At 64.6% G+C, this 20,899-nt stretch carries 23 protein-coding genes; 16 read left to right on the top strand and 7 right to left on the bottom strand.

From position 1 onward, the window contains the following. The first annotated feature begins 81 nt into the window (after window positions 1–81). From AC3WLF_RS21910 to AC3WLF_RS21895, 4 genes are read left to right on the top strand one after another with little or no spacing between them, the layout of a single operon-like run. The gene (locus AC3WLF_RS21910) at window positions 82–1,227 is read left to right on the top strand and encodes a muconate/chloromuconate family cycloisomerase (protein WP_492317814.1); all 1,146 of its coding nucleotides are present in this window, start codon (window positions 82–84) and stop codon (window positions 1,225–1,227) included. A 45-nt stretch (window positions 1,228–1,272) separates the two neighbouring features. Then, on the top strand, window positions 1,273–1,551 hold the full coding sequence (catC, locus tag AC3WLF_RS21905; protein WP_492317815.1) for a muconolactone Delta-isomerase: 279 nt from the start codon (window positions 1,273–1,275) through the stop codon (window positions 1,549–1,551). Window positions 1,552–1,564: 13 nt separating this feature from the next. Next, complete coding sequence (gene pcaD / locus AC3WLF_RS21900; RefSeq protein WP_492317816.1) at window positions 1,565–2,347, top strand: 3-oxoadipate enol-lactonase; 783 nt, start codon at window positions 1,565–1,567, stop codon at window positions 2,345–2,347. Window positions 2,348–2,373: 26 nt separating this feature from the next. Then, window positions 2,374–3,246 carry a 3-oxoadipate:acetyl-CoA acetyltransferase gene (locus AC3WLF_RS21895; protein ID WP_492317817.1) on the top strand — a complete coding sequence of 291 codons (873 nt, stop codon included), beginning with the start codon at window positions 2,374–2,376 and terminating at the stop codon, window positions 3,244–3,246. A 252-nt stretch (window positions 3,247–3,498) separates the two neighbouring features. Here the strand turns inward: AC3WLF_RS21895 and ftrA are convergent, their stop codons facing one another. Beyond that, window positions 3,499–4,509 carry a transcriptional regulator FtrA gene (gene ftrA, locus AC3WLF_RS21890; RefSeq protein ID WP_492317818.1) on the bottom strand — a complete coding sequence of 337 codons (1,011 nt, stop codon included), beginning with the start codon at window positions 4,507–4,509 and terminating at the stop codon, window positions 3,499–3,501. Window positions 4,510–4,753: 244 nt separating this feature from the next. Between ftrA and AC3WLF_RS21885 the strand changes: the two genes are divergently transcribed. From AC3WLF_RS21885 to AC3WLF_RS21845, 9 genes are all read left to right on the top strand, one after another. Then, window positions 4,754–5,101, top strand: coding sequence for a DUF3088 domain-containing protein (locus AC3WLF_RS21885; RefSeq protein WP_026201285.1), 348 nt, complete (start codon window positions 4,754–4,756; stop codon window positions 5,099–5,101). A 194-nt stretch (window positions 5,102–5,295) separates the two neighbouring features. Then, the gene (trxB, locus tag AC3WLF_RS21880) at window positions 5,296–6,297 is read left to right on the top strand and encodes a thioredoxin-disulfide reductase (protein ID WP_492317819.1); all 1,002 of its coding nucleotides are present in this window, start codon (window positions 5,296–5,298) and stop codon (window positions 6,295–6,297) included. A 130-nt stretch (window positions 6,298–6,427) separates the two neighbouring features. Continuing rightward, window positions 6,428–6,661, top strand: coding sequence for a DUF6356 family protein (locus AC3WLF_RS21875; RefSeq protein WP_492344790.1), 234 nt, complete (start codon window positions 6,428–6,430; stop codon window positions 6,659–6,661). A gap of 68 nt (window positions 6,662–6,729) precedes the next feature. Further along, window positions 6,730–7,956 carry a pyridoxal phosphate-dependent aminotransferase gene (locus AC3WLF_RS21870; RefSeq protein ID WP_492356852.1) on the top strand — a complete coding sequence of 409 codons (1,227 nt, stop codon included), beginning with the start codon at window positions 6,730–6,732 and terminating at the stop codon, window positions 7,954–7,956. A 5-nt stretch (window positions 7,957–7,961) separates the two neighbouring features. Continuing rightward, entirely contained in the window at window positions 7,962–9,140 is a 1,179-nt protein-coding gene (metC, locus tag AC3WLF_RS21865; protein WP_492317822.1) for a cystathionine beta-lyase, read from the top strand. A gap of 44 nt (window positions 9,141–9,184) precedes the next feature. Continuing rightward, window positions 9,185–9,985: a transporter substrate-binding domain-containing protein gene (locus tag AC3WLF_RS21860; RefSeq protein ID WP_316149854.1), complete on the top strand. Its 801-nt coding sequence runs from the start codon at window positions 9,185–9,187 to the stop codon at window positions 9,983–9,985. 81 nt (window positions 9,986–10,066) lie between these two features. Further along, on the top strand, window positions 10,067–10,726 hold the full coding sequence (locus AC3WLF_RS21855) for an amino acid ABC transporter permease (protein ID WP_492317823.1): 660 nt from the start codon (window positions 10,067–10,069) through the stop codon (window positions 10,724–10,726). 52 nt (window positions 10,727–10,778) lie between these two features. Next, window positions 10,779–11,504: an amino acid ABC transporter ATP-binding protein gene (locus AC3WLF_RS21850; RefSeq protein ID WP_492317824.1), complete on the top strand. Its 726-nt coding sequence runs from the start codon at window positions 10,779–10,781 to the stop codon at window positions 11,502–11,504. 107 nt (window positions 11,505–11,611) lie between these two features. Continuing rightward, the gene (locus tag AC3WLF_RS21845) at window positions 11,612–12,628 is read left to right on the top strand and encodes a D-cysteine desulfhydrase (RefSeq protein ID WP_492358829.1); all 1,017 of its coding nucleotides are present in this window, start codon (window positions 11,612–11,614) and stop codon (window positions 12,626–12,628) included. A 122-nt stretch (window positions 12,629–12,750) separates the two neighbouring features. Here AC3WLF_RS21845 and guaA read toward each other — a convergent pair whose 3' ends face one another. From guaA to guaB, 3 genes are all read right to left on the bottom strand, one after another. Continuing rightward, window positions 12,751–14,370 (bottom strand): glutamine-hydrolyzing GMP synthase, encoded by a 1,620-nt coding sequence (gene guaA, locus AC3WLF_RS21840; protein ID WP_492340331.1) that lies wholly within the window; start codon window positions 14,368–14,370, stop codon window positions 12,751–12,753. Continuing rightward, on the bottom strand, window positions 14,345–14,968 hold the full coding sequence (locus AC3WLF_RS21835; RefSeq protein WP_010809575.1) for a membrane protein: 624 nt from the start codon (window positions 14,966–14,968) through the stop codon (window positions 14,345–14,347). The genes guaA and AC3WLF_RS21835 overlap by 26 nt, the downstream gene beginning before the upstream one ends. Window positions 14,969–15,164: 196 nt before the next feature. Next, window positions 15,165–16,628, bottom strand: a complete 1,464-nt coding sequence (gene guaB / locus AC3WLF_RS21830; protein ID WP_010809576.1) for an IMP dehydrogenase — start codon at window positions 16,626–16,628, stop codon at window positions 15,165–15,167. A gap of 124 nt (window positions 16,629–16,752) precedes the next feature. Between guaB and AC3WLF_RS21825 the strand changes: the two genes are divergently transcribed. Then, on the top strand, window positions 16,753–17,712 hold the full coding sequence (locus tag AC3WLF_RS21825; protein ID WP_492317827.1) for a DMT family transporter: 960 nt from the start codon (window positions 16,753–16,755) through the stop codon (window positions 17,710–17,712). 203 nt (window positions 17,713–17,915) lie between these two features. Further along, entirely contained in the window at window positions 17,916–18,425 is a 510-nt protein-coding gene (locus AC3WLF_RS21820) for a DUF4124 domain-containing protein (RefSeq protein WP_492317828.1), read from the top strand. 54 nt (window positions 18,426–18,479) lie between these two features. On the opposite strand, the gene AC3WLF_RS21815 is transcribed toward AC3WLF_RS21820, so the two are convergent. Both AC3WLF_RS21815 and AC3WLF_RS21810 read right to left on the bottom strand, forming a co-directional pair. Further along, a complete protein-coding gene (locus AC3WLF_RS21815) occupies window positions 18,480–18,827 on the bottom strand; it encodes an RnfH family protein (RefSeq protein WP_492317829.1) in 348 nt (115 codons plus the stop codon). After that, window positions 18,814–19,251, bottom strand: a complete 438-nt coding sequence (locus AC3WLF_RS21810) for a type II toxin-antitoxin system RatA family toxin (RefSeq protein ID WP_010809580.1) — start codon at window positions 19,249–19,251, stop codon at window positions 18,814–18,816. Before AC3WLF_RS21810 ends, AC3WLF_RS21815 begins: the two co-directional genes overlap by 14 nt. A 177-nt stretch (window positions 19,252–19,428) precedes the next feature. On the opposite strand from AC3WLF_RS21810, the gene smpB reads away from it, so the two are divergent. After that, complete coding sequence (smpB, locus tag AC3WLF_RS21805) at window positions 19,429–19,881, top strand: SsrA-binding protein SmpB (protein WP_013956942.1); 453 nt, start codon at window positions 19,429–19,431, stop codon at window positions 19,879–19,881. A gap of 40 nt (window positions 19,882–19,921) precedes the next feature. On the opposite strand, the gene AC3WLF_RS21800 is transcribed toward smpB, so the two are convergent. Further along, the gene (locus tag AC3WLF_RS21800) at window positions 19,922–20,854 is read right to left on the bottom strand and encodes an SPFH domain-containing protein (protein WP_010809582.1); all 933 of its coding nucleotides are present in this window, start codon (window positions 20,852–20,854) and stop codon (window positions 19,922–19,924) included. Window positions 20,855–20,899 lie beyond the last annotated feature (45 nt).

The raw sequence follows: 20,899 nt of genomic DNA, 5'->3' as shown, positions 1-20,899 counted from the left end.
GGAATCAGACGCCAACGGTGTTGGACACCCAAAAAATAGCCCTCCATACTCCGGTGCAACGTTCAACTGCATCAGGAAGGTATGAAAGTGGCGACGCAGCAAAGCACCACGGCCATCGAGTCCATCGAGGCCATCCTGGTCGATCTTCCGACCATCCGGCCGCACCAGCTCGCCATGGCGACCATGCAGCGGCAGACGCTGGTGATCGTCCGGCTGCGCTGTGCCGACGGCGTCGAAGGCCTCGGCGAGGCGACCACCATCGGTGGTCTTTCCTACGGCGACGAGAGCCCCGAAGGCATCAAGCTGACCATCGACAGCTACCTTGCACCAGCGCTGCTGGGCCAGGATGCGGCCAACGTGCATGGCGCCATGGCGCGCCTCGGCAAGGTCGCACGCGGTAACCGCTTCGCCAAGTCGGCGCTCGAGACCGCGCTGCTGGACGCGCAGGGCAAGCGTCTCGGCGTGCCGCTGGCGACACTGCTGGGCGGCGCCGTACGCGACACCCTGCCGGTGCTGTGGACGCTGGCCAGCGGCGACACCGCGCGGGACATCGACGAGGCGGAGCGCCTGCTTGCCGAGCGCCGCCACGACACCTTCAAGCTCAAGATCGGCCGGCGCAGCGTGCGCGAGGACGTGGCGCACGTATCCGCGATCAAGCGCGCGCTGGGCGAGCGGGCGCGCGTCACGGTGGACGTCAACCAGGCCTGGAACGAAGCGGATGCCGCCACCGGCATTGCCATGCTGGAGTCCGCCGGCATCGATCTGATCGAGCAGCCCACGCCTCGCGAACAACGCGCCGCGCTGGCGCGTCTGGCGGCGCGCTTCGTCGTGCCCATCATGGCCGACGAAGCCGTGTGCGGGCCCGAGGATGCGATGGAACTGGCCCGCATCGGCGGCGCCGACGTGTTCGCACTGAAGATCGCCAAGTCGGGCGGCATCTTCGGCATGCTGCGCACGGCCGCGGTGGGCGATGCGGCCGGCATCGCGCTGTATGGCGGCACCATGCTCGAAGGTAGCATCGGCACCATAGCCGCCGCCCACGGCTTTGCGACCCTGCCGCAACTGGCGTGGGGCACCGAACTGTTCGGCCCGCTGCTGCTGAAGGACGACATCGTGGCCGAGCGCCCCGTCTACCGCGACTTCGCGTTGCACCTGCCGCAGGGCCCTGGCCTGGGCATGGCCCTGGACGAGGACAAGCTCGCCCACTACCGGCGCGACCGCGCCTGAATCCCTGCAATCAGACCCCATCAGAATCGAGGCGAGGAGACACCAATGCTGTATCTGGTACGAATGGACGTAAATCTGCCGCACGACATGCCCACCGCGCAGGCGGAGGACATCAAGGCGCGCGAGAAAACCTATGCGCAGGACCTGCAGCGCCAGGGCAAATGGCAGCAGCTCTATCGCGTGGTCGGCGAGTATGCCAACTACAGCGTGTTCGACGTCGAGTCCAACGAGGCACTGCACACGCTGCTGTCGGGGCTGCCGCTGTTCCCGTACATGAAGATCGCCGTCACGCCGCTGGCGCCGCATCCTTCATCGATCCGCTGAGGGAGCCCACGTCATGCGCTTTGCCACCCGCGACGGGCTTCGCCTTCACTATGAACTCCACGGTCCGGCCGGCGCGCCGGTGCTGGTCCTGTCCAACTCACTGGGAACCACCCTGTCGATGTGGGACCCGCAGATGCCGGCGCTGCTGGAGCGCTTCCGCGTGCTGCGCTACGACACGCGCGGCCATGGCGCCTCCGGCGTGCCGACAGCGCCGTTCGGCATGGCCGAGCTTGGTGCCGACGTGCTGGCGGTGATGGACCACGCCGGTGTCGAGCACGCCCACTTCTGCGGCCTGTCGATGGGGGGCATGACCGGCATCTGGCTGGCACGCCATCATCCCGAACGCTTCGGCCGCTTCGTGCTGGCGAATACCGCGGCGCTGATCGGCCCGGCGTCCGGCTGGAACACGCGCATCGAGCGCGTCCGCAACGAGGGCATGGCGGCGATTGCCGAGGGTGTGCTGGCCCGCTGGTTCACGCCGGCCGCGCTGGCAGGCGATCCGGCGCACATCGCGCCCGTGCTCGCCATGCTCGCCCCCACGGATCCCGACGGCTATATCGCCAACTGCGCCGCCGTACGCGATGCCGACCTGCGCGGCCTGCTGCCAGGCATCCGCTCGCGCGTGCTGGTGATCGCGGGCGTGCAGGATGCCGCCACTACGCCGGAACAGGGCCGCGAGCTGGCGCAAGGCATTGCCGACGCCGAATACCTCGCGCTCAATGCCGCGCATTTGTCCAACTGGGAGTTGCCCGAGGCGTTCTCGCACGCGGTGATCCGCTTCCTGTCACAGGCGTGACGCCATACATCCTTACCGGAGCCGACATGACCCAGCCCTGCATCATCTCCGTCGCCATCACCGGCTCGCTGCCGCGCAAGCGTGACAACGCTGCCGTGCCGATCACGGTCAGCGAGCAGATCGAATCCACCCAGGCCGCCTTCGAGGCGGGCGCCACGCTAGTCCACCTGCACGTGCGCAATGACGACGAGACGCCCTCCTCCGAGCCCGACCGCTTTGCCCGCGTGCTGGAGGGCATCCGCAAGCATGCGCCGGGAATCATCACGCAGGTCTCCACCGGCGGCCGCTCCGGCGCGGGAAGGGAGCGAGGGGGGATGCTGTCGCTGCGGCCGGACATGGCATCGCTTGCCACCGGCTCGGTCAATTTCCCGACCCGCGTCTATGACAATCCGCCAGACCTGGTGGACTGGCTCGCCGCGGAAATGAAGGCCTACGCCGTCAAGCCCGAGATAGAGGCCTTCGACCTGTCGATGATCTTCCAGGCAGTGGCCATGCAACAGGCCGGCAAGATCGGCGGCGCGCTGCATATCCAGTTCGTGATGGGGATCAAAAATGCGATGCCGGTCGATCGCGAGGTGCTCGCCTTCTACGTGCACACCCTGCGGCGCCTGGCACCCGATGCGACCTGGACCGGCGCTGGCATCGGTCGGGGCCAGTTGACGATGGCGCGCTGGTCGCTCGAACTGGGCGGCCATTGCCGCACCGGCCTGGAAGACAATGTGCGGCTCGACAAGCAGACACTGGCGCCCTCCAACGCTGCGCTGGTCAGCCAGGTAGCAGCCTTGTGCGAGGAATATGGGCGCCCCGTGGCGACAGTGGCCCAGGCGCGCGCGCTCCTGGGGCTGCCATCAATGGAAATCGACGGGCGTTCGCTGCCCTTGAAAGCGGGAGGGCATTAATTCGGCCCCAGTGTTCTACCGCCACGTCTACCGCCAACCTGTTCCGCTGGCCGGCGATAGCCAGCGAAAGGCACCGCGACAGCCCAGCGCCCTGTCCGCGCTCCGCCGACCGGGATGGCCAAACGCAATGTCGGCAATTCTGCGCGCCCGCGAGATACTGGCAGCTGACGTGCCAACGGAATCGCGCTAAGGGGTCCGGCTGCCTCGACTCTCATGCGCAAGCTGTTCGCGCTGCTCAATCAGAAAGTCCAATCAGCGTGCCTCGGATGCGCTGAACCGTCGCCTGTAGTAACCCGGGCTGGTTCCAAGCCGAGTCCGGAAATGATTGCGCAACGTGGCTGCAGCACCAAAGCCGACTTGCACCGCGATTTCATCCACGGATAAATCGGTCTCTTCGAGCAACGTCCTGGCCCGGCCCAGGCGCTCGGTAAGCAGCCACTCCCCTGGCGGCATCCCCATCGTACTGACAAAGTGCCGCTGAAAGGTCCGGGCACTCATCGCCGTTTGCCTTGCCATTCTGAGAATCGACCAGCCTTCGTCCAATGTTGCGCGCACCGCGTCCACCAAGGGTGCCAGCGACGAGCCGCTACGCTTTGAGACCGGCTCGTCGATATACTGGGCCTGCCCGCCTTCGCGGTGGGGTGGCATGACCAGTCGGCGTGCGACCTGATTGGCAGCGCGCGGGCCAAGATCCCGGCGAATCAGGTGGAGGCACAAGTCGATTCCCGCCGCACTGCCGGCAGACGTGAGGACATCGCCGGCATCGACATAGAGCACGTCCGCTTCCACGTGGACGTCCGGATATCGCGCCGCGAGTGCTGCGGCATGGCGCCAGTGCGTAGTCGCACGCTTTCCATCGAGCAACCCCGCTGCCGCCAGGACAAAGGCGCCGGTGCAGATTGACATGACGCGCGCCCCGCGTTTGTTTGCCTTCCTCAACGCGCGGCAAAGTTCCGGCGGGACCTCCGCTTCGATACCGCGCCACCCCGGAATGATGATGGTCTTCGCTTTGGCCAGGAGTTCGAGGCCACCGTCAGCCTGTACCTGGATGCCCCCCGAACCGCGCAACCTCCCCGATTCGGCGGAACAGGTCGTGAAGCGATACCAGCTGTCACCCATTTCAGGTCTTGGCAGACCGAACACTTCAACGGCGCAGCCATATTCAAAGAGGCTCAGGCCGTCATACACGACGACGGCAACCAGTCCTGCGTTGGCAGACGATTGTGATTTGGTCTTTGGCACGATATGGACGGAAACTGGCATTGATGCCACTAGCGATTGATTTTGCCCCAACCGCTCTACGTCTCGCAAGACTCTCCCCCATGTCTGTTGCGTGTGCTGCGATCCTGATCGCCGCCACTCCCATCAAGTTGGCACGATCTTTACGCAAATTGTCGTTCGTGCCACTGGTGGGTTCAATTTGCGCTGCTTATCCTGTGGCCGGTGGTTCGCGATACGGCAAGCGACGCGCGTCCGCCAGCAATTTCAACCCGCAGAGAGAGTGAAAGTGAAAGACAAACTATTCATGCTTCGCCCCGGCTTTTTTTCAGGCTCGGAAGGTCCGTTCTATTGTGGAGATTCCGTTGCCGTTGAAGGCCTGCTCGGCTTCTTCCCGCAGTTGCGCAATGAAGTTGATGTCGAATACATCGATGCGCCCCGCCCTCGCATGGCAATTGTCGAACTGATCGGCGAGGCGAACCAGTCCGCCCCCGTCCTGGTGCTCGGCGCCGGGCGCGCGCCGGTCGATGACGGCGTGGAGATTCACGTAAGCGGCCAGACGCGTTTTATCGATTCGCCCGACCATATCCGTCGATACCTGTCGTCGCAGTACGGTGTGGCGCATCCCGCCTCCTGACTACAGGCCAACCCGGCTCATGCGTGAAGAGGCCTTCCATGCAGCCCCGCGCGCCGATCGCAGCCATTGCGATTTGCGGCATCGCCTGCCGCAACTTTGGCGATGCCCATGCGTGGCGGGCCTCGACTTCGAACCTGCTCAGTATCGCTTCAGGCAATCGCCTGAAGTCTCTTGAATAAGCTATGGATTCCCCTATGTCTTCGCCCAAGCACGCCAAGGTCCTGATTCTCGGTTCCGGCCCTGCCGGCTATACCGCCGCCGTCTATGCAGCGCGCGCCAACTTGTCGCCGGTGCTCGTCACGGGCCTGGCGCAAGGCGGCCAGTTGATGACCACGACCGATGTCGAAAACTGGCCGGCGGATGCAACGGGGGTGCAGGGCCCAGAGCTGATGCAGCGCTTTCTCGATCACGCGGAGCGCTTCAAGACCGAGATCGTGTTCGACCACATCCACACGGCAAAGCTCGACGGGAAGCCGATTCGCCTGATCGGCGAATCCGGCGAGTACACCTGCGACGCGCTGATCATCGCGACAGGCGCGTCCGCACAGTATCTCGGCCTGCCGTCCGAGGAATCCTTCATGGGCCGCGGCGTGTCCGCTTGCGCGACCTGCGACGGCTTCTTCTACCAGCAGCAGCATGTAGCCGTGGTTGGCGGCGGCAATACGGCGGTCGAGGAAGCGCTGTATCTGGCTGGCATCGCGAAAAAGGTCACGGTGATCCACCGCCGCGACAAGTTCCGCGCCGAGCCGATCCTGGTCGACCGTCTGCTCGAGAAGGCGAAGCAAGGTGTTGTCGAGATCAAATGGAACCACGTGCTCGACGAAGTGAATGGCGACGGGGCTGGCGTGACCGGCCTGCGCATCAGGCATGCGCAAACCGGCGAGACCACCGAACTCGCACTCCAAGGCGTTTTCATCGCCATCGGCCACAAGCCGAACTCCGATCTCTTCAGAGGCCAGCTCGAGATGACGAACGGCTACATCGTCACCAACGGCGGCCTCTCGGGCAACGCCACGGGCACGAGTGTGCCGGGCGTGTTCGCGGCAGGCGACGTGCAGGACCACATCTATCGGCAGGCGATCACCAGCGCCGGCACGGGCTGCATGGCCGCGCTCGACGCGCAGCGATACCTGGAAAGTACGCCGGAGCCTGCTGTTCTACATTGCACCATCCCAGTAGAAAATTATTCTAATTAGGAGCGAGCTTACGGGTGTTTATGGAAGCAATTTGCGGAAATCGAACACTATGATTTCTCTCACAAACAGCGCGAAACCGGCTTTCCAATCCAGGATCGGACAATGCGCAATACCGGATGACGCCCCCACCATGAGAACAATATTCCGGCTCTTCCAAGAGCACCCGGCATCGGTTGGCGAGAGCTATCTGCAGCATATGTTGTCGTCGTTTTCATTTGGCGCGTCGATGCTGTTCGCATCGATCGCGGCGCTCGTGCACGGCATGCTGCCTTTTCTCTTCGTCGCCACAGGCAGCAACACGATCTCCCGGCTGCATGAGCGCATGGTCACCCATCGCAACCGCGTGGCGTCGCGTCACCGATAAACAAGCCCCCCTTCGACAACAACATGACAAGCTCACTAGCGTCTTCCCTGCTACGCCCGGTCCCCTATATGGGCGTGATCCACGTCGTTCACGAAGCCGTCAAGCTCGGCTTCCGCAACGGTCATCCCGACTGGTGCAACCTCGGCCAGGGGCAGCCTGAAATCGGGCCCATGGCAGGCGCGCCGGAACGGTTGGCTTCACTGCAGTTCGACGTGGCCGATTGCGCCTACGGGCCGGTCGGCGGCATCGATGCCCTGCGTCAGGCGGTCGCGGACGATTACAACCGTCGCTATCGTCACGGCAAGGCATCGCAGTACACGAAGGACAATGTTGCGATTGCGTCCGGCGGGCGGCTTGCGCTGTCGCGCCTGCTCGCCACCCTGGGCGAAATTCGCCTGGGCCACGTCGTGCCCGACTACACCGCCTACGAAGATCTGATCGCTTACCACCGCCATCGCTTCACGCCGGTCACGCTGCCCGTGGGGCCCGAAGACGGCTTTGCCATCCCGGCGCAGGCGCTCGAGGGACTGATCGCAAGGGAAGAGCTGGACGCACTGCTGTGGAGCAATCCCAACAACCCCACCGGGGCCGTGGTACGTGGTGAAGCACTGGCACAGTATGTGGCGGCGGCGCGCAACACGGGCTGCTGGATGCTGCTCGACGAGTTCTATTCGCACTTCGTGTTCGAAGATGGCCATGCCCCCGCGGACAAGCCGGTATCTGCCGCCGAGTTCGTCGAGGACGTGGAAACGGACCCGGTCGTCATCGTCGACGGCTTGACGAAAAATCATCGTTACCCCGGACTGCGCGTGGGCTGGGTGGTGGGGCCGACCGAGGTGATCGACATGATCAGCCGTGCCGCAAGCGCCATCGACGGCGGCCCGCCGACGATCGTGCAACGGCTTGCCGTGCAAGCGCTGCAACGCGACCGTGCGGATCAGGAAACGTCCGCATTGCGGAAGATGTTCGCCAGGAAGCGCCGCATCATGCTGGACGCGCTGACCGACATGGGTGTCGAGATCCCATGCCCTGGCAACGGCACGTTCTATCTCTGGGGCCGGGTGCATCGGCTGCCCGCGCCGCTGAACACCGCGGACACCTTCTTTACGGAGGGTCTCAAGCGCAAGGTCATGACCGTGCCCGGCAGGTTCTTCGACGTCAATCCGGGCAACCAGCGCGCCACCGAATACATCGACGCAAGCTGGGTGCGCTTCTCGTTCGGCCCGCCCGAGCCCAATCTCCGCATGGGACTGGAGCGCCTGGGCGACATGGTCAACAGCGCCAGACGAGGGTAATCCGGATGTCCCCCGATACCTACCTCTCGCACGGCGTGATCGATCCGGACGATTTCGGCGGCGTCGTCAATCCGCCGGTTTTCCATGCGTCGACGGTGACGTTTCGCAATCTCGACGACATGGAAGCGCGCGGGCGTGCCATGTCGGGCGCCGACACGGATGTCATGTGGTACGGCCGCAAAGGCACGCCGACCACCTTCGCGTTGCAGAACGCACTCGCGCAGCTCGAAGGCGGGCACCGTTCGCTGTTAGTGTCGTCCGGCCTGGCGGCGTGTACGAGCGCCATCATGGCATTCGTCAAAGCCGGCGATCACATTCTGGTGAGCGACAGCGTCTATGGCCCGACGCGCCACTACGTCGAAACGGTACTGGCCCGCTGCAACGTGTCAGCGACGTTCTACAACCCCACGCTTGGGTCCGACATCGCGGCCTTGTTCCGTCCGACCACGACGCTCGTGTTCGCCGAGTCACCGGGTTCGCAGACGTTCGAAATGCAGGACATTCCTGCCATTGCGAAGGTCGCACACCGGCATGGCGCGGTCGTCGTCATCGACAACACGTGGGCCACGCCCTTGTTCTTCAAGCCATTCGAGCACGGCGTGGACGTCTCCGTGCATGCGGGGACGAAATACATCGTTGGGCATTCGGACGCCTTGATGGGTGTGATCACGACCAACCGTGAGTCATGGAACACGGTGCGCGACTATGTCTTCGCCACTGGCCAGCACGCGGGCCCGGACGACGTCTATCTCGCGCAGCGGGGCTTGCGGACGATGGCCGTGCGCCTTGAGCGGCATCAGCGTAGCGGACTGGCAATTGCCGATTGGCTGGCGTGCCGCCCGGAGGTGGCCCGGGTATTGCACCCCGGGCTCCCTGGTGCGCCGGGCCACGCCCTTTGGCGTCGGGATTTCACGGGGGCTTCAGGATTGTTCAGCGTCGTGCTCAAGCCCGGATATGGGCGTGAGGCGTTCCGTGCCTTCATCGACGACCTGAAGCTGTTCCGCCTAGGCTTTTCCTGGGGCGGATTCGAGAGTCTGGTGATGCCCTTCGATCCCAGGGAGGAGCGCCCCGCAGCCGCCTGGCCGTATGCCGGCCAGGCATTTCGATTGCACGTGGGCCTGGAGGCCAAGGAGGATTTGATCGCCGACCTGGAAGCCGCGTTCCGCAGACTTGCCGTGCAGTAGCAGTGCCCTCAAAAAAATACCTATTCCTACATTGGAGACAAGACATGAAATCCCTGAAGCTGCTGTTGCAAAGCGCGTGCATCGCGACCCTCCTGATTGTCACGGCGCCCGCCGTGCACGCTGAAGATCTGCTGGATTCGGTCAAAGTCAGCGGTGTCCTGAAAGTCGGCATGGAGGGCACTTACCCACCCTTTGGCTATCGCAATGGCGACGGTCAGCTCGACGGCTTTGACGTGGCCGTAGCCAAAGCCGTGGCCGACAAGATGGGGCTCAAGGTCCAGTTCATCACCACCGAGTGGAGTGGCATCATTGCCGGCCTGCAAGCCGGCAAGTTCGACGTCATCGTCAACCAGGTGGGCATCACGCCGGCGCGCCGCCAGGCTCTGGATTTTACCCAGCCATACGTCTATTCCGCGGTCCAGGTACTTCAGCGCAACAATGACAAGCGCGAGTTCAATTCGCTTGAAGAGCTGAAGGGAAAATCCGTCGGCGTCACGCTGGGCAGCAACTATGCCGAACTGGCGAAATCCGTGCCGGGTATCCTGGTGCAGACCTATCCGGGTACGTCGGAAAACCTGCGTGACCTGGCGGCCGGGCGCATCGATGCGGCCCTCAATGACCGCCTGATGCTGCCATACCTGATCAAGAACTCCAAGATGCCGCTACGCACCGGCGCGCTGCTCGCTGGCACGAAGCTTGAGATGGGAATCCCGTTCCGCAAGGGCAATCCCAAGTTTGCCAAAGCCATTGACGACGCACTGAACGCGTTGCAGCAGGATGGCACGTTGCGCAAGCTGTCCATCCAGTGGTTGGGTACCGACGCCAGCAGACCCGTCGCCCAGTAATCGCTGCCACGCCGGCCGGCTCCTTCCATCGCTGCAGGCCTCGGCCTGGCCGGCCACGCGGCCACTTCTACGGATCGAATCATGGAATCTCTTGATCTAGTCATTCATGCATCGCCGGTACTCCTGCACGGAGCAGTGATCACCGTGAAATTTGCCCTGGCGTCGATGGTCTTCGGCCTGCTGGTCGGGATCGTGGTCGCCATCATGGGTATCAGCACCAGTCCAATCCTCGGCGGCATTGCGCGCGCCTATGTCAGTGTCATGCGCGGGACGCCGCTGCTGGTCCAGATGTTCGTCGTCTACTATGGCCTGCCAGACCTCGGCATTTCCCTGGACCCCACCAGCGCCGGCATTCTTACCCTCACGGCCAATGCCGGCGCGTACCTGTCGGAAAGCATGCGCGGCGCGATTCTCGGTATCGGCAGAGGGCAATGGAGCGCCGCGCACAGCCTCGGGCTGGGCCATCTGCAGACGCTGCGTTACATCGTCTGCCCGCAGGCCCTGCGGCTCGCCGTGCCAAGCCTCGGCAACACGCTCATCAGCCTGATCAAGGATACGTCGCTAGTGTCAGTCATCACCGTGACCGAGTTGCTCAGGTCGTCCCAGGAAATCATCGCATCAACGTTCCAACCGCTTCCCTTGTATCTGTCGGTAGCAGCGATCTACTGGCTGTTCAGCACCGGATTGTCATGGGCACAGCGACGCCTCGAGGCGCGTCTGACACTGCCTGTGACGCGTTGATCTAACGGGTCGGAAACCCGAAGAATGCAATCTGCAAGTAGGAGACAAAACGATGATCGCGCTCGAAGGCGTATCGAAGTGGTACGGTCAGTTCAAGGTGCTTGATGCGTGCAGCACCCAGGTAGAAAAAGGCGAGGTCGTGGTCATCTGCGGCCCTTCCGGATCAGGAAAATCCACGCTGATCAAAACGGTCAACGGCCTCGAGCCGTTTCAGCAGGGCCGGATCAGTGTGGACGGGGTAATGGTCGGTGATCCGAAGATCAAGCTCGCCCAGTTGCGTGCGCGGGTTGGCATGGTGTTTCAGCATTTTGAGCTGTTCCCGCATCTGTCCATTCTCGACAACCTGTCCCTGGCGCAGGTCAAAGTGTTGAAACGCCGCAAAGAGGAAGCACAGGAGAACGGCATGCGCCTGCTCGAGCGCGTCGGCCTGAAAGCGCATGCGCGGAAATACCCCGGGCAGCTTTCGGGCGGGCAGCAACAGCGCGTTGCCATTGCACGCGCGCTGTCGATGGATCCGATCGCCATGCTGTTCGACGAACCGACATCGGCGCTCGATCCCGAAATGATCAATGAGGTGCTGGACGTCATGGTCGAACTGGCACGCGAGGGCATGACGATGATCTGCGTCACCCATGAAATGGGGTTCGCGAAGAAGGTCGCCAGCCGCGTAATTTTCATGGATGGCGGCGCCATCGTCGAGGATACCGGCAAGGACGCCTTCTTCGGCGACCCGAAGTCGGCCCGTGCGAAGGAGTTTCTCGCAAAGATCCTGCATTGACTCACACCCGCTTGCATAAAGGCGGGGGCGGTCGGGGGCGATCAAGGTTCCCGCTGACAACGCCCGCCGCCGCACCGTCCTGGTCCACCTCCCCCAAAGTCGAAATCATGAAGATCTCGGATCGCCTTGCCGCTTTCTCCCGCCTCGATCTGGTCGGCGCGGTCACGCCCCTGCAAAAGCTTGATCGCCTGTCCGGGATGCTCGGGCGCGATATCTACGTCAAGCGGGATGACACCACACCACTTGCGTTTGGCGGAAACAAGCTGCGCAAGCTTGAGTTCCTGGCGGCTGACGCCTTGCGCCAGGGCGCCGATACGCTGGTAACGGCCGGAGCCATACAGTCGAATCATGTCCGCCAGACGGCGGCGCTGGCGGCCCGTCTTGGGCTACGCTGCAACGCGTTGCTGGAGAACCCGACCGGCACGGCAGACGGCGACTACCTGCACAGCGGCAACCGCCTGCTGCTCGATTTGTTCGACGCACAGGCCGAGCCGGTTACTAGTCTCGACAACGCCGACGCACAGTTGCAAGCCCTTGCGGAACGGCTGCGTGGCGAGGGGCACAAGCCGTATGTCATCCCAATCGGCGGGTCCAATCCGCTGGGGGCATTGGGGTATGTACGTGCCGGCCTGGAGCTGGCGCAGCAAGCCGAGGAGATGGGTCTTGCGTTCTCGGCGGTCGTGCTGGCGTCCGGCAGTGCCGGAACCCATGGCGGGCTTGCGTTTGCGCTCGCACACGCGATGCCGGATACACCGGTCGTCGGCGTTACCGTGTCGCGCAGCGTCGCGGCGCAAACGCCGAAGGTGGCTGGGCTGATCGAAGGGACTGCCGCGCTGCTCGATGTCGCGGTGCCGGCATGGCTGAAGGTCGAGTTGTGGGACGAGTACTTCGCACCTCGCTATGGTGAACCCAACCAGGCGGGACTGGAGGCCATCCGCATCCTGGCAGGTACCGAAGGTGTGTTGCTCGATCCCGTCTATACGGGGAAGGCGATGGCTGGTTTGCTCGATGGCGTCGCGCGCGGGCGTTTTGCTTCGGATGGCCCGGTGTTGTTCCTGCATACCGGTGGTGCGCCGGCGTTGTTTGCGTATCGCAATGCAATCAATACAGGTCCGAGGGACTAAAGCGGGAACGGAGGGGAAGTCGACACCACCGCCCAGCCCCGCCGCGGCAACGCGAAGCGCGGAGCCAAAAGACAAGGCGCCTCGAGGGCGCCCTGTATGCTCGATTAAAAGCGGATTACACGTTACTCCCACTCAATCGTCGCCGGCGGTTTCCCCGACACGTCATACACAACCCGGTTCAGGCCACGTACTTCGTTAATGATCCGGTTAGAGCAACGGCCCAGCAGCGCATAGGGCAGGTGCGCCCAGTGCGCGGTCATGAAATCGGTGGTCTGCACCGCGCGCAGCGCCACGACGTAGTCGTAGGTGCGGCCGTCGCCCATCACGCCCACGGACTTGACCGGCAGGAACACGGCGAAGGCCTGGCTGGTCAGGTCGTACCAGCTCTTGCCGACCTGGTCCGGCTCGCACACGCCCGCGGCGGCGTCCTGTTCGGTGGCGATGGTCTTGCGCAGTTCTTCGATGAAGATGGCATCGGCGCGGCGCAGCAGGTCGGCGTAGTCGCGCTTGACTTCGCCCAGGATGCGCACGCCCAGGCCCGGGCCCGGGAACGGGTGGCGGTAGACCATTTCCGGCGGCAGGCCCAGGGCCACGCCCAGCTCGCGCACTTCGTCCTTGAACAGGTCGCGCAGCGGCTCCAGCAGCTTCAGGCCCAGCGTTTCCGGCAGGCCGCCGACGTTGTGGTGGCTCTTGATGGTGGTGGCCTTCTTGGTCTTGGTGCCGCCCGACTCCACCACGTCCGGATAGATCGTGCCCTGCGCCAGCCACTTGGCGTTGGTCAGCTTCCTGGCCTCGGCCTGGAATACTTCGACGAACTCGCGGCCGATGATCTTGCGCTTCTGCTCGGGATCGGTCACGCCGGCCAGATGGCCGAGGAACTGATCGGAGGCGTCGATATGCACGACCTTGGCGTGCAGGCGGCCGACAAACATTTCCATCACCAGCTTGCCTTCGTCCTGGCGCAGCAGGCCGTGGTCGACGAACACGCAGGTGAGCTGATCGCCGATGGCGCGGTGGATCAGCGCCGCGGCCACCGACGAGTCGACGCCGCCGGACAGGCCCAGGATGACTTCTTCATCGCCGACCTGCTCGCGGATCTTGGCAACTGCTTCCTCGATATGGTCGCGCATGACCCAGTCAGGCTTGCAGCCGGCGATGCCGAGCACGAAGCGCTCCAGCATCTGGCGGCCCTTGGCGGTATGCGTGACCTCGGGGTGGAACTGCACCGCGTAGTAGCCGCGCGCCTCGTCGGCCATGCCGGCGATCGGGCAGCTGGGGGTGGAGGCCATCAGCTTGAAGCCCGGCGGCAGGCCGGCAACCTTGTCGCCGTGGCTCATCCAGACCTTGAGCATGCCATGGCCTTCCGGCGTGCGGAAATCCTCGATGTCCTTGAGCAGGTTGGTGTGGCCATGGGCGCGCACCTCGGCGTAGCCGAATTCGCGCTGGTCGCTCCACTCGACCTTGCCGCCCAGCTGCACGGCCATGGTCTGCATGCCGTAGCAGATGCCCAGCACCGGCACGCCCAGGTCCCACACGGCTTGCGGCGCGCGCAACTGGTGGTCTTCATAGGTGCTGGCGTGGCTGCCGGACAGGATGATGGCCTTGGGGGCGAACTCGCGGACGAAGTCGTCGGAGACGTCGTTCGGGTGGATCTCGCAATAGACGTGCGCCTCGCGGACGCGGCGGGCGATCAGCTGCGTGACCTGCGAGCCGAAATCAAGAATGAGGATTTTGTCGTGCATGATGGGCCGATGGCGTGTCTTCCGGAATGGGCTCGGTCACGACTTCCGTGCCGGGGCCATAGCCCGGCGGCGGCGTGATGACCGGCTCGCGCCGGTATTCTGGGGTATTCGTTGGGCGCGCCGCGGGGGCGACGCCGGGTTCCTTGCGGACTTCCTTCTTGTGTTCCTGTTCCTGCAGTGCGCGCTCGGCCTTCAGCTGCCTTTCGCGGTTGCGCACGCGCCTGGAAGCGGGAATCTGCACCAGCGCAAAAAACGCCAGCACCACTGCCATCACCGGCAGCCAGATCTTGCCCGCGCCGACCAGCGGCAGTTCCATGAACACCATCCAGGCAATGATCAGCACTGCGCTGGCCAGGTTCACATAGCCGGCTGTGCGCGCCACTGGCACCGTCAGCTGGCCGTTGAATGTTGCCTGCCACAGCAGCGCGGCCAGGCCGACCAGTGCCACGCCCAGCAGCTGCCCGAACAGGGCCGGTTGCGGCTGCGGCAACTGCAGCGCCGCATACAGCGTGGTGAACGGGGACATCAACAGCAGGATGCCCAGCATCAAATCCACCAGGGCATCAAAAAACAGCACGGCTCGCAGCAATACCTTCATTGGCGCTCCTCGTCATGGGCCTGGCCGATGGTGCGGCCGGCGGGTGCGGCCCACGTTCAGGCAACACCGGCTTGGCGAGCGGCCGGGCCGGATGGCATTCCGGTCAGGCGAAGGCGCCGCCCGCGGCAATGCGCCCTCGCCCCGACGACGTTGCGGCCGCGCACCGCCGCGAGGCGACGGGCGCAGCCGCTGCGCCTCAGTCGATATGGTAGTTCGGCGCTTCCTTGGTGATCTGCACGTCGTGCACGTGCGATTCACGCATGCCGGCTGCCGTGATCTGGACGAACTGGGCGCTCTCGTGCCAGTCGGCAATCGACTTGCTGCCGCAATAGCCCATCGAGGCACGCACGCCGCCGGTCAGCTGGTGGATGATCGCCATCACCGAGCCCTTGTACGGCACGCGGCCTTCAATGCCTTCCGGCACCAGCTTGTCGACGTTGGCGGTGTTGTCTTCCTGGAAGTAGCGGTCTGCCGCGCCATCCTTCATCGCACCCACCGAACCCATGCCGCGGTAGCTCTTGAACGAACGGCCCTGGAACAGGAAGGTTTCGCCCGGCGCTTCCTCGGTACCCGAGAACATGCCGCCCATCATCACCGTGTGGGCGCCGGCCGCCAGGGCCTTGGCCACATCGCCGGAGTAGCGCACGCCGCCGTCAGCGATCAGCGGCACGCCGGTGCCCTTGAGGGCCTCGGCCACGTTGGAAACCGCCGTGATCTGGGGCACGCCCACGCCGGCAACGATACGCGTGGTGCAGATCGAGCCCGGGCCGATGCCGACCTTGACGCCGTCGGCGCCATGCTCGACCAGCGCACGCGCGGCATCGCCGGTGGCGATATTGCCGCCAACCACCTGCACCTGCGGGAAGTTCTGCTTGACCCAGCGCACGCGGTCCAGCACGCCCTGGCTATGGCCGTGCGCCGTATCCACCACAATCACATCGACGCCGGCCTTGACCAGCAGTTCGACGCGCTCGTCGTTGTCCGGGCCCACGCCGACCGCGGCGCCCACGCGCAGCTGGCCGCGCTCGTCCTTGCTGGCGAGCGGATTGTCCACTGCCTTCTGGATGTCCTTCACCGTGATCAGGCCGCGCAGCTCGAAGGCCTGGTTGACCACCAGCACGCGCTCAAGGCGGTGGCGGTTCATCAGGCGCTTGGCTTCTTCCAGCGTCGCGCCTTCGGCCACGGTCACCAGCTTTTCGCGGGGCGTCATCTTGGCGCGCACCGGGGCGTCGAGCTCTTCCTCGAAGCGCAGGTCGCGGTTGGTGATGATGCCGACCACGGCCTTGCCTTCCAGCACCGGGAAGCCGGAAATGCCATGTTGCTGCGACAGCGCGATCACATCGCGGACCTTCATGTCCGGCGAAATGGTGATCGGATCACGCAGCACGCCCGACTCATAGCGCTTCACGCGCGCGACTTCGCGGGCCTGGTCGGCGGGCTTCAGGTTCTTGTGGACGATGCCGATACCGCCGGCCTGCGCCATGGAAATCGCCAGGCGGGCTTCCGTCACTGTGTCCATCGCCGCGGATACCAGCGGGATGTTCAGTTCAATGGAGCGGGTCAGGCTGGTGCGGAGGGAGACATCCCGGGGAAGGACGGCCGAATAGGCCGGGACGAGCAGCACGTCATCGAATGTGAGTGCTTTCTGGACAAGACGCATAGCAAATCCTCTAGGCGCAAAACCGAATTATACAGGAATGCGCGCTTTGCTGATGCACTGCAATGGGCTTTCCTGGAAGCGGTCTGCTATGCTCGTCGTCCTTTTATTCGGGCGAACGCGAAGCATGGGAATCGGCGTATTGTGCGGGCTGCTGGCAGGCGCCTTCTGGGGCATGGTCTTTATCGCCCCCAAGCTGCTGCCCGTGTTCTCGCCGTGGGAGCTGGCCATCGGCCGCTACCTGGCCTACGGCCTGGTCGCCTTCGTGGCCGCGCTGCCGCTGATGAAGCGCATCGCGCGCAAGCTGACCCGGGCGGACTGCGTGGCGCTGCTGCGCCAGGCCTTCACCGGCAACCTGCTCTACTACGTGCTGCTGGCCTTCGGCGTGCAGCTCGCCGGGGTGGGTCCCACCTCCCTGATCATCGGCATCCTGCCGATCTCGGTCACCATCATGGGCCGGCGCGACCACGGCGCCATGCCGCTGTCGCGGCTGGCGTGGCCGCTGCTGGTGGTGGCCGCCGGCATCGCCTGCATCAATATCGACCTGTTCGGCGGCGGCCAGAGCGCCCACGCGGCGGCAGCCGGCGCGGCAGTCCGGCCGGTCTGGCAGAAACTGGCCGGGGTCTGCTGCGCAGCCGGCGCGCTGGTCTGCTGGACGCTCTACGCGGTCGATAACGCACGCTACCTGCAGCGCAACCCGCACTACAGCGGCAATGAATGGTCGGCGCTGTACGGGTTGTCGACCGGCGCGGTGTCGGCGGTGCTGGCCGTGATCGGCTGGGCGCTGGCGGGCGACACGCTGACCGCGGGCGACAGTGGCCGTGACTGGCAGTGGTTCTGGATGGTCAATGCCGCGGTGGCGCTGGGCGCATCACTGATCGGCAACAACCTGTGGAACATCGCCAGCCGGCGCCTGCCGCTGACGCTGTCGGGCCAGATGATCGTGTTCGAGACGCTGTTCGCGCTGGCCTACGGTTTTGTCTTCGACCACCGCTGGCCGCGGCCGCTGGAAATCGCCGCCATTGTGTTGCTGATGGTCGGCGTGGCCTGGTCGGTGCGCTTGCACGCCACCGACAAGTCTGCGTAGACTAGCGAACGATGGCGCGGGGGTCACACGCGCCACGAACAACAGCTTTACCAGGGTCAAACCGGCGCTACGCACCTGATACCGGGCGGGCGCCAAGCCATCGCCGCGGCTGTCCTGCCGCGGCATCGCCATGCGCCCAGCCGGCGGCCCAGCACGATTCCAGCCGCACCAGTTACTTCCGAGTCACTTTAAGACGCCTCGCCATGAAACGATCGTCCGCGCTGTGCCTGCTTGCCGCCGCCACTCTCGCCGTTCCCGTCCAGGCCCTTGCCTACTGGCAATGGCGCGACGCCAACGGCCGCATGGTCTACAGCGACGTGCCGCCGTCGGCGGCGGCAGCCAAGGTGCTGCGCGCCCCGGGCCGCTTCGCCGGCGAGCTGCAGCCGGTGGAGGCCGCCAATGCCGGGGCGCCCGCCCCTGCTGCCCCGGCTCCGGCCAAGCCCGCCGCGGCCCCGGCGCCGACGCCCGAAGAAGCCTTCCAGAAGCGCCGCGAGGCCAGCCTGAAAGCCGCTACCGAAGAGGCCCGCAAGGAAAGCGAGGCGGCCGAGCGCGAGGCCCGCTGCGCGCAGCTGCGCAACTACGCCAACGGCCTGCAGCAAGGCATGCGCGCCGCGGTGGCGGGTCCGGACGGTTCGCTGCAGCACCTGAACAGCGACCAGCGCCAGGCCGAGGTGCTCAAGACCAACGCCAGCCTCGAGAAGAACTGCAGCTGAAACCAAAGAAAAACGGGGCGCATCGGCCCCGTTTGCATGCCTGGCAGGCTCGGCTCAACCGCTGCCGCGCAACCACTTCTGGCCTTCGCGCGTGCCGCCCGCGCGCTGCTTCTGCACGCGCTTGCGGCGCGCCTGCTTGGGATCGGCGGTCAAGGGCCGGTAGACCTCCACGCGGTCGCCTTCGCGCACCACCGTCTCCGGCGTCTTGAGCTTGCCGAAGATGCCCACCCGCATGGTCGACGGGTCCACCTCCGGACAGGCCTGCTGCAGCCCGGAGCCGACTATGGCCGCGGCAATCGTGGTGCCGGCTGGCACGTCGATCTCCTTCAGGAAGACGCTATCGGGCCGCGCATAGCAGACCGCGATATGCACCGCCCCCGCGCCGGCGTCAGTTGGCGACATAGACCACCTCGGCCCGCTTGACGAAGGCGTCGACAAAGGTATTGGCAATCATGCTGAAGACCGGGCCGATGATTTTTTCCAGCAGCAGGCTGGAAAACTCATAGTGCAGGTGGAATTCGATCTTGCAGGCGTCTTCGCGCAGAGGCGTAAAGCGCCATGCGCCGTTGAAGGTCTTGAACGGCCCGTCGGCAAAGGTCATGTCGATGCGGGTGGGGCGTTCTTGCGTATTGCGGGTGTGGAAGAACTGCTGGATCCCCTTGAAGTGGATATGGATCTTGGCGTCGAGCATGGTATCGGTCTGCTCGAACACCTCCACGCCACCGCACCATGGAAGGAACTTGGGATAGTCCTCCACGCGCGTGACCAGGTCGTACATCTGCGCGGCGGAGTAGCCGAGCAGCACGGATTTATGGACGTCTGCCATGTAGTGGGCAATCTGGCTTCCGGCCACGCCGTGCGCAACGCGCGGCAGCATGAGCCGGTACCGGGGCTGGTTTGCTAAAATGCCAATTTTAGCCGACGCTGGCGCATGGCGGCACCTCGCCATGCGGCACTGCAGCGATCCGACCGGATTCCACTCATTGTTCCCCCACCCGCACGCATGACCATCGCAGACAACAAAAAGGCCTTTTTCGACTACTTCATCGAAGAGCGATATGAGGCCGGGATCGTGCTGGAAGGCTGGGAAGTCAAGGCGATCCGGGCCAACCGCGTGCAGATCAAGGAGGGCTACGTGGTGGTGCGCGATGCCGAGATGTTCCTGATCGGCGCCCATATCAGCCCGCTGCAAAGCGCCTCCACCCACGTCAATCCCGACCCGGTGCGCACCCGCAAGCTGCTGCTCAAGGCCGACGAGATCAAGAAGCTGATCGGCAAGGTCGAGCAGCGCGGCTATACCCTGGTCCCGCTGAACCTGCACTACACGCGCGGCCGCGTCAAATGCGAGATCGGCCTGGCCAAGGGCAAGAAGCAGTTCGACAAGCGCGAGACCGAGAAACAGCGCGACTGGCAGCGCGAGAAGGCCCGCATCATGAAGGGCGACGCCAAGGACTGAGCCCCGGCGCCGCGCTGCCGCGGCGTGTCCGTCAGCCCCTTCAGGCAGCCTTCTGCTGCCCCTTCACGATCTGCAGGGCGGCCGCGATCATGCTGCTCATGTCGCCCATATTGCCCGGCACGATCAGCGTATTGCCCTGCTTGGCCAGGTTGCCGAAGGCGGCCACGTATTCCTCGGCCACCTTCAGGTTGACCGCATCCATGCCACCTTCGGTGCGGATCGCATTGCCGATCTTCTGGATCGCCTGCGCGTTGGCCTCGGCCACCGCCAGGATCGCGCTCGCCTCGCCCTGGGCCGTGTTGATGGCGGCCTGCCGCTCGCCCTCTGACTTCTGGATCGCCGCCTCGCGCGCGCCCGTGGCCAGGTTGATCTGCTCCTGGCGCTTGCCCTCCGACGCCGCGATCAGCGCGCGCTTTTCACGTTCGGCGGTGATCTGCGCCTGCATCGCGTGCAGGATCTCCTTGGGCGGGGTCAGGTCCTTGATCTCGTAGCGCAGCACCTTGACGCCCCAGTTGGATGCGGCCTCGTCCAGCGCGTTGACCACGCTGTGGTTGATGAACTCGCGCTCCTCGAAGGTCTTGTCGAGCTCCAGCTTGCCGATCACCGAGCGCAGCGTGGTCTGCGACAGCTGCGTGATCGCCACCACGAAATTGCTCGATCCATACGATGCCTTCATCGGGTCCGTGACCTGGAAGTACAGCACGCCATCGACCTGCAGCTGGGTGTTGTCCTTGGTGATGCAGACCTGGCTGGGCACGTCCAGCGGGATTTCCTTGAGCACGTGCTTGTAGGCGACGCGGTCGACGAACGGCACCACGATCGACAGCCCCGGCGTCAGCGTCGCGTGGTAGCGGCCCAGGCGCTCGAGCACCCAGGCATGCTGCTGCGGCACGATCTTGATGCCCTTGGCAATCAGCACGATAACGGCAATGAGGATGATCAGCGGCAACAAACCAAGCTGAAATGCGAGCATGTAACGACCCTCCAGACAGAAGACAGCAGTACGGAGCCGCCAGGC

This window comes from Cupriavidus sp. FW306-01-F10A (genome assembly GCF_058782785.1).
This window is presented reverse-complemented; position numbering and strand designations above follow the sequence as displayed.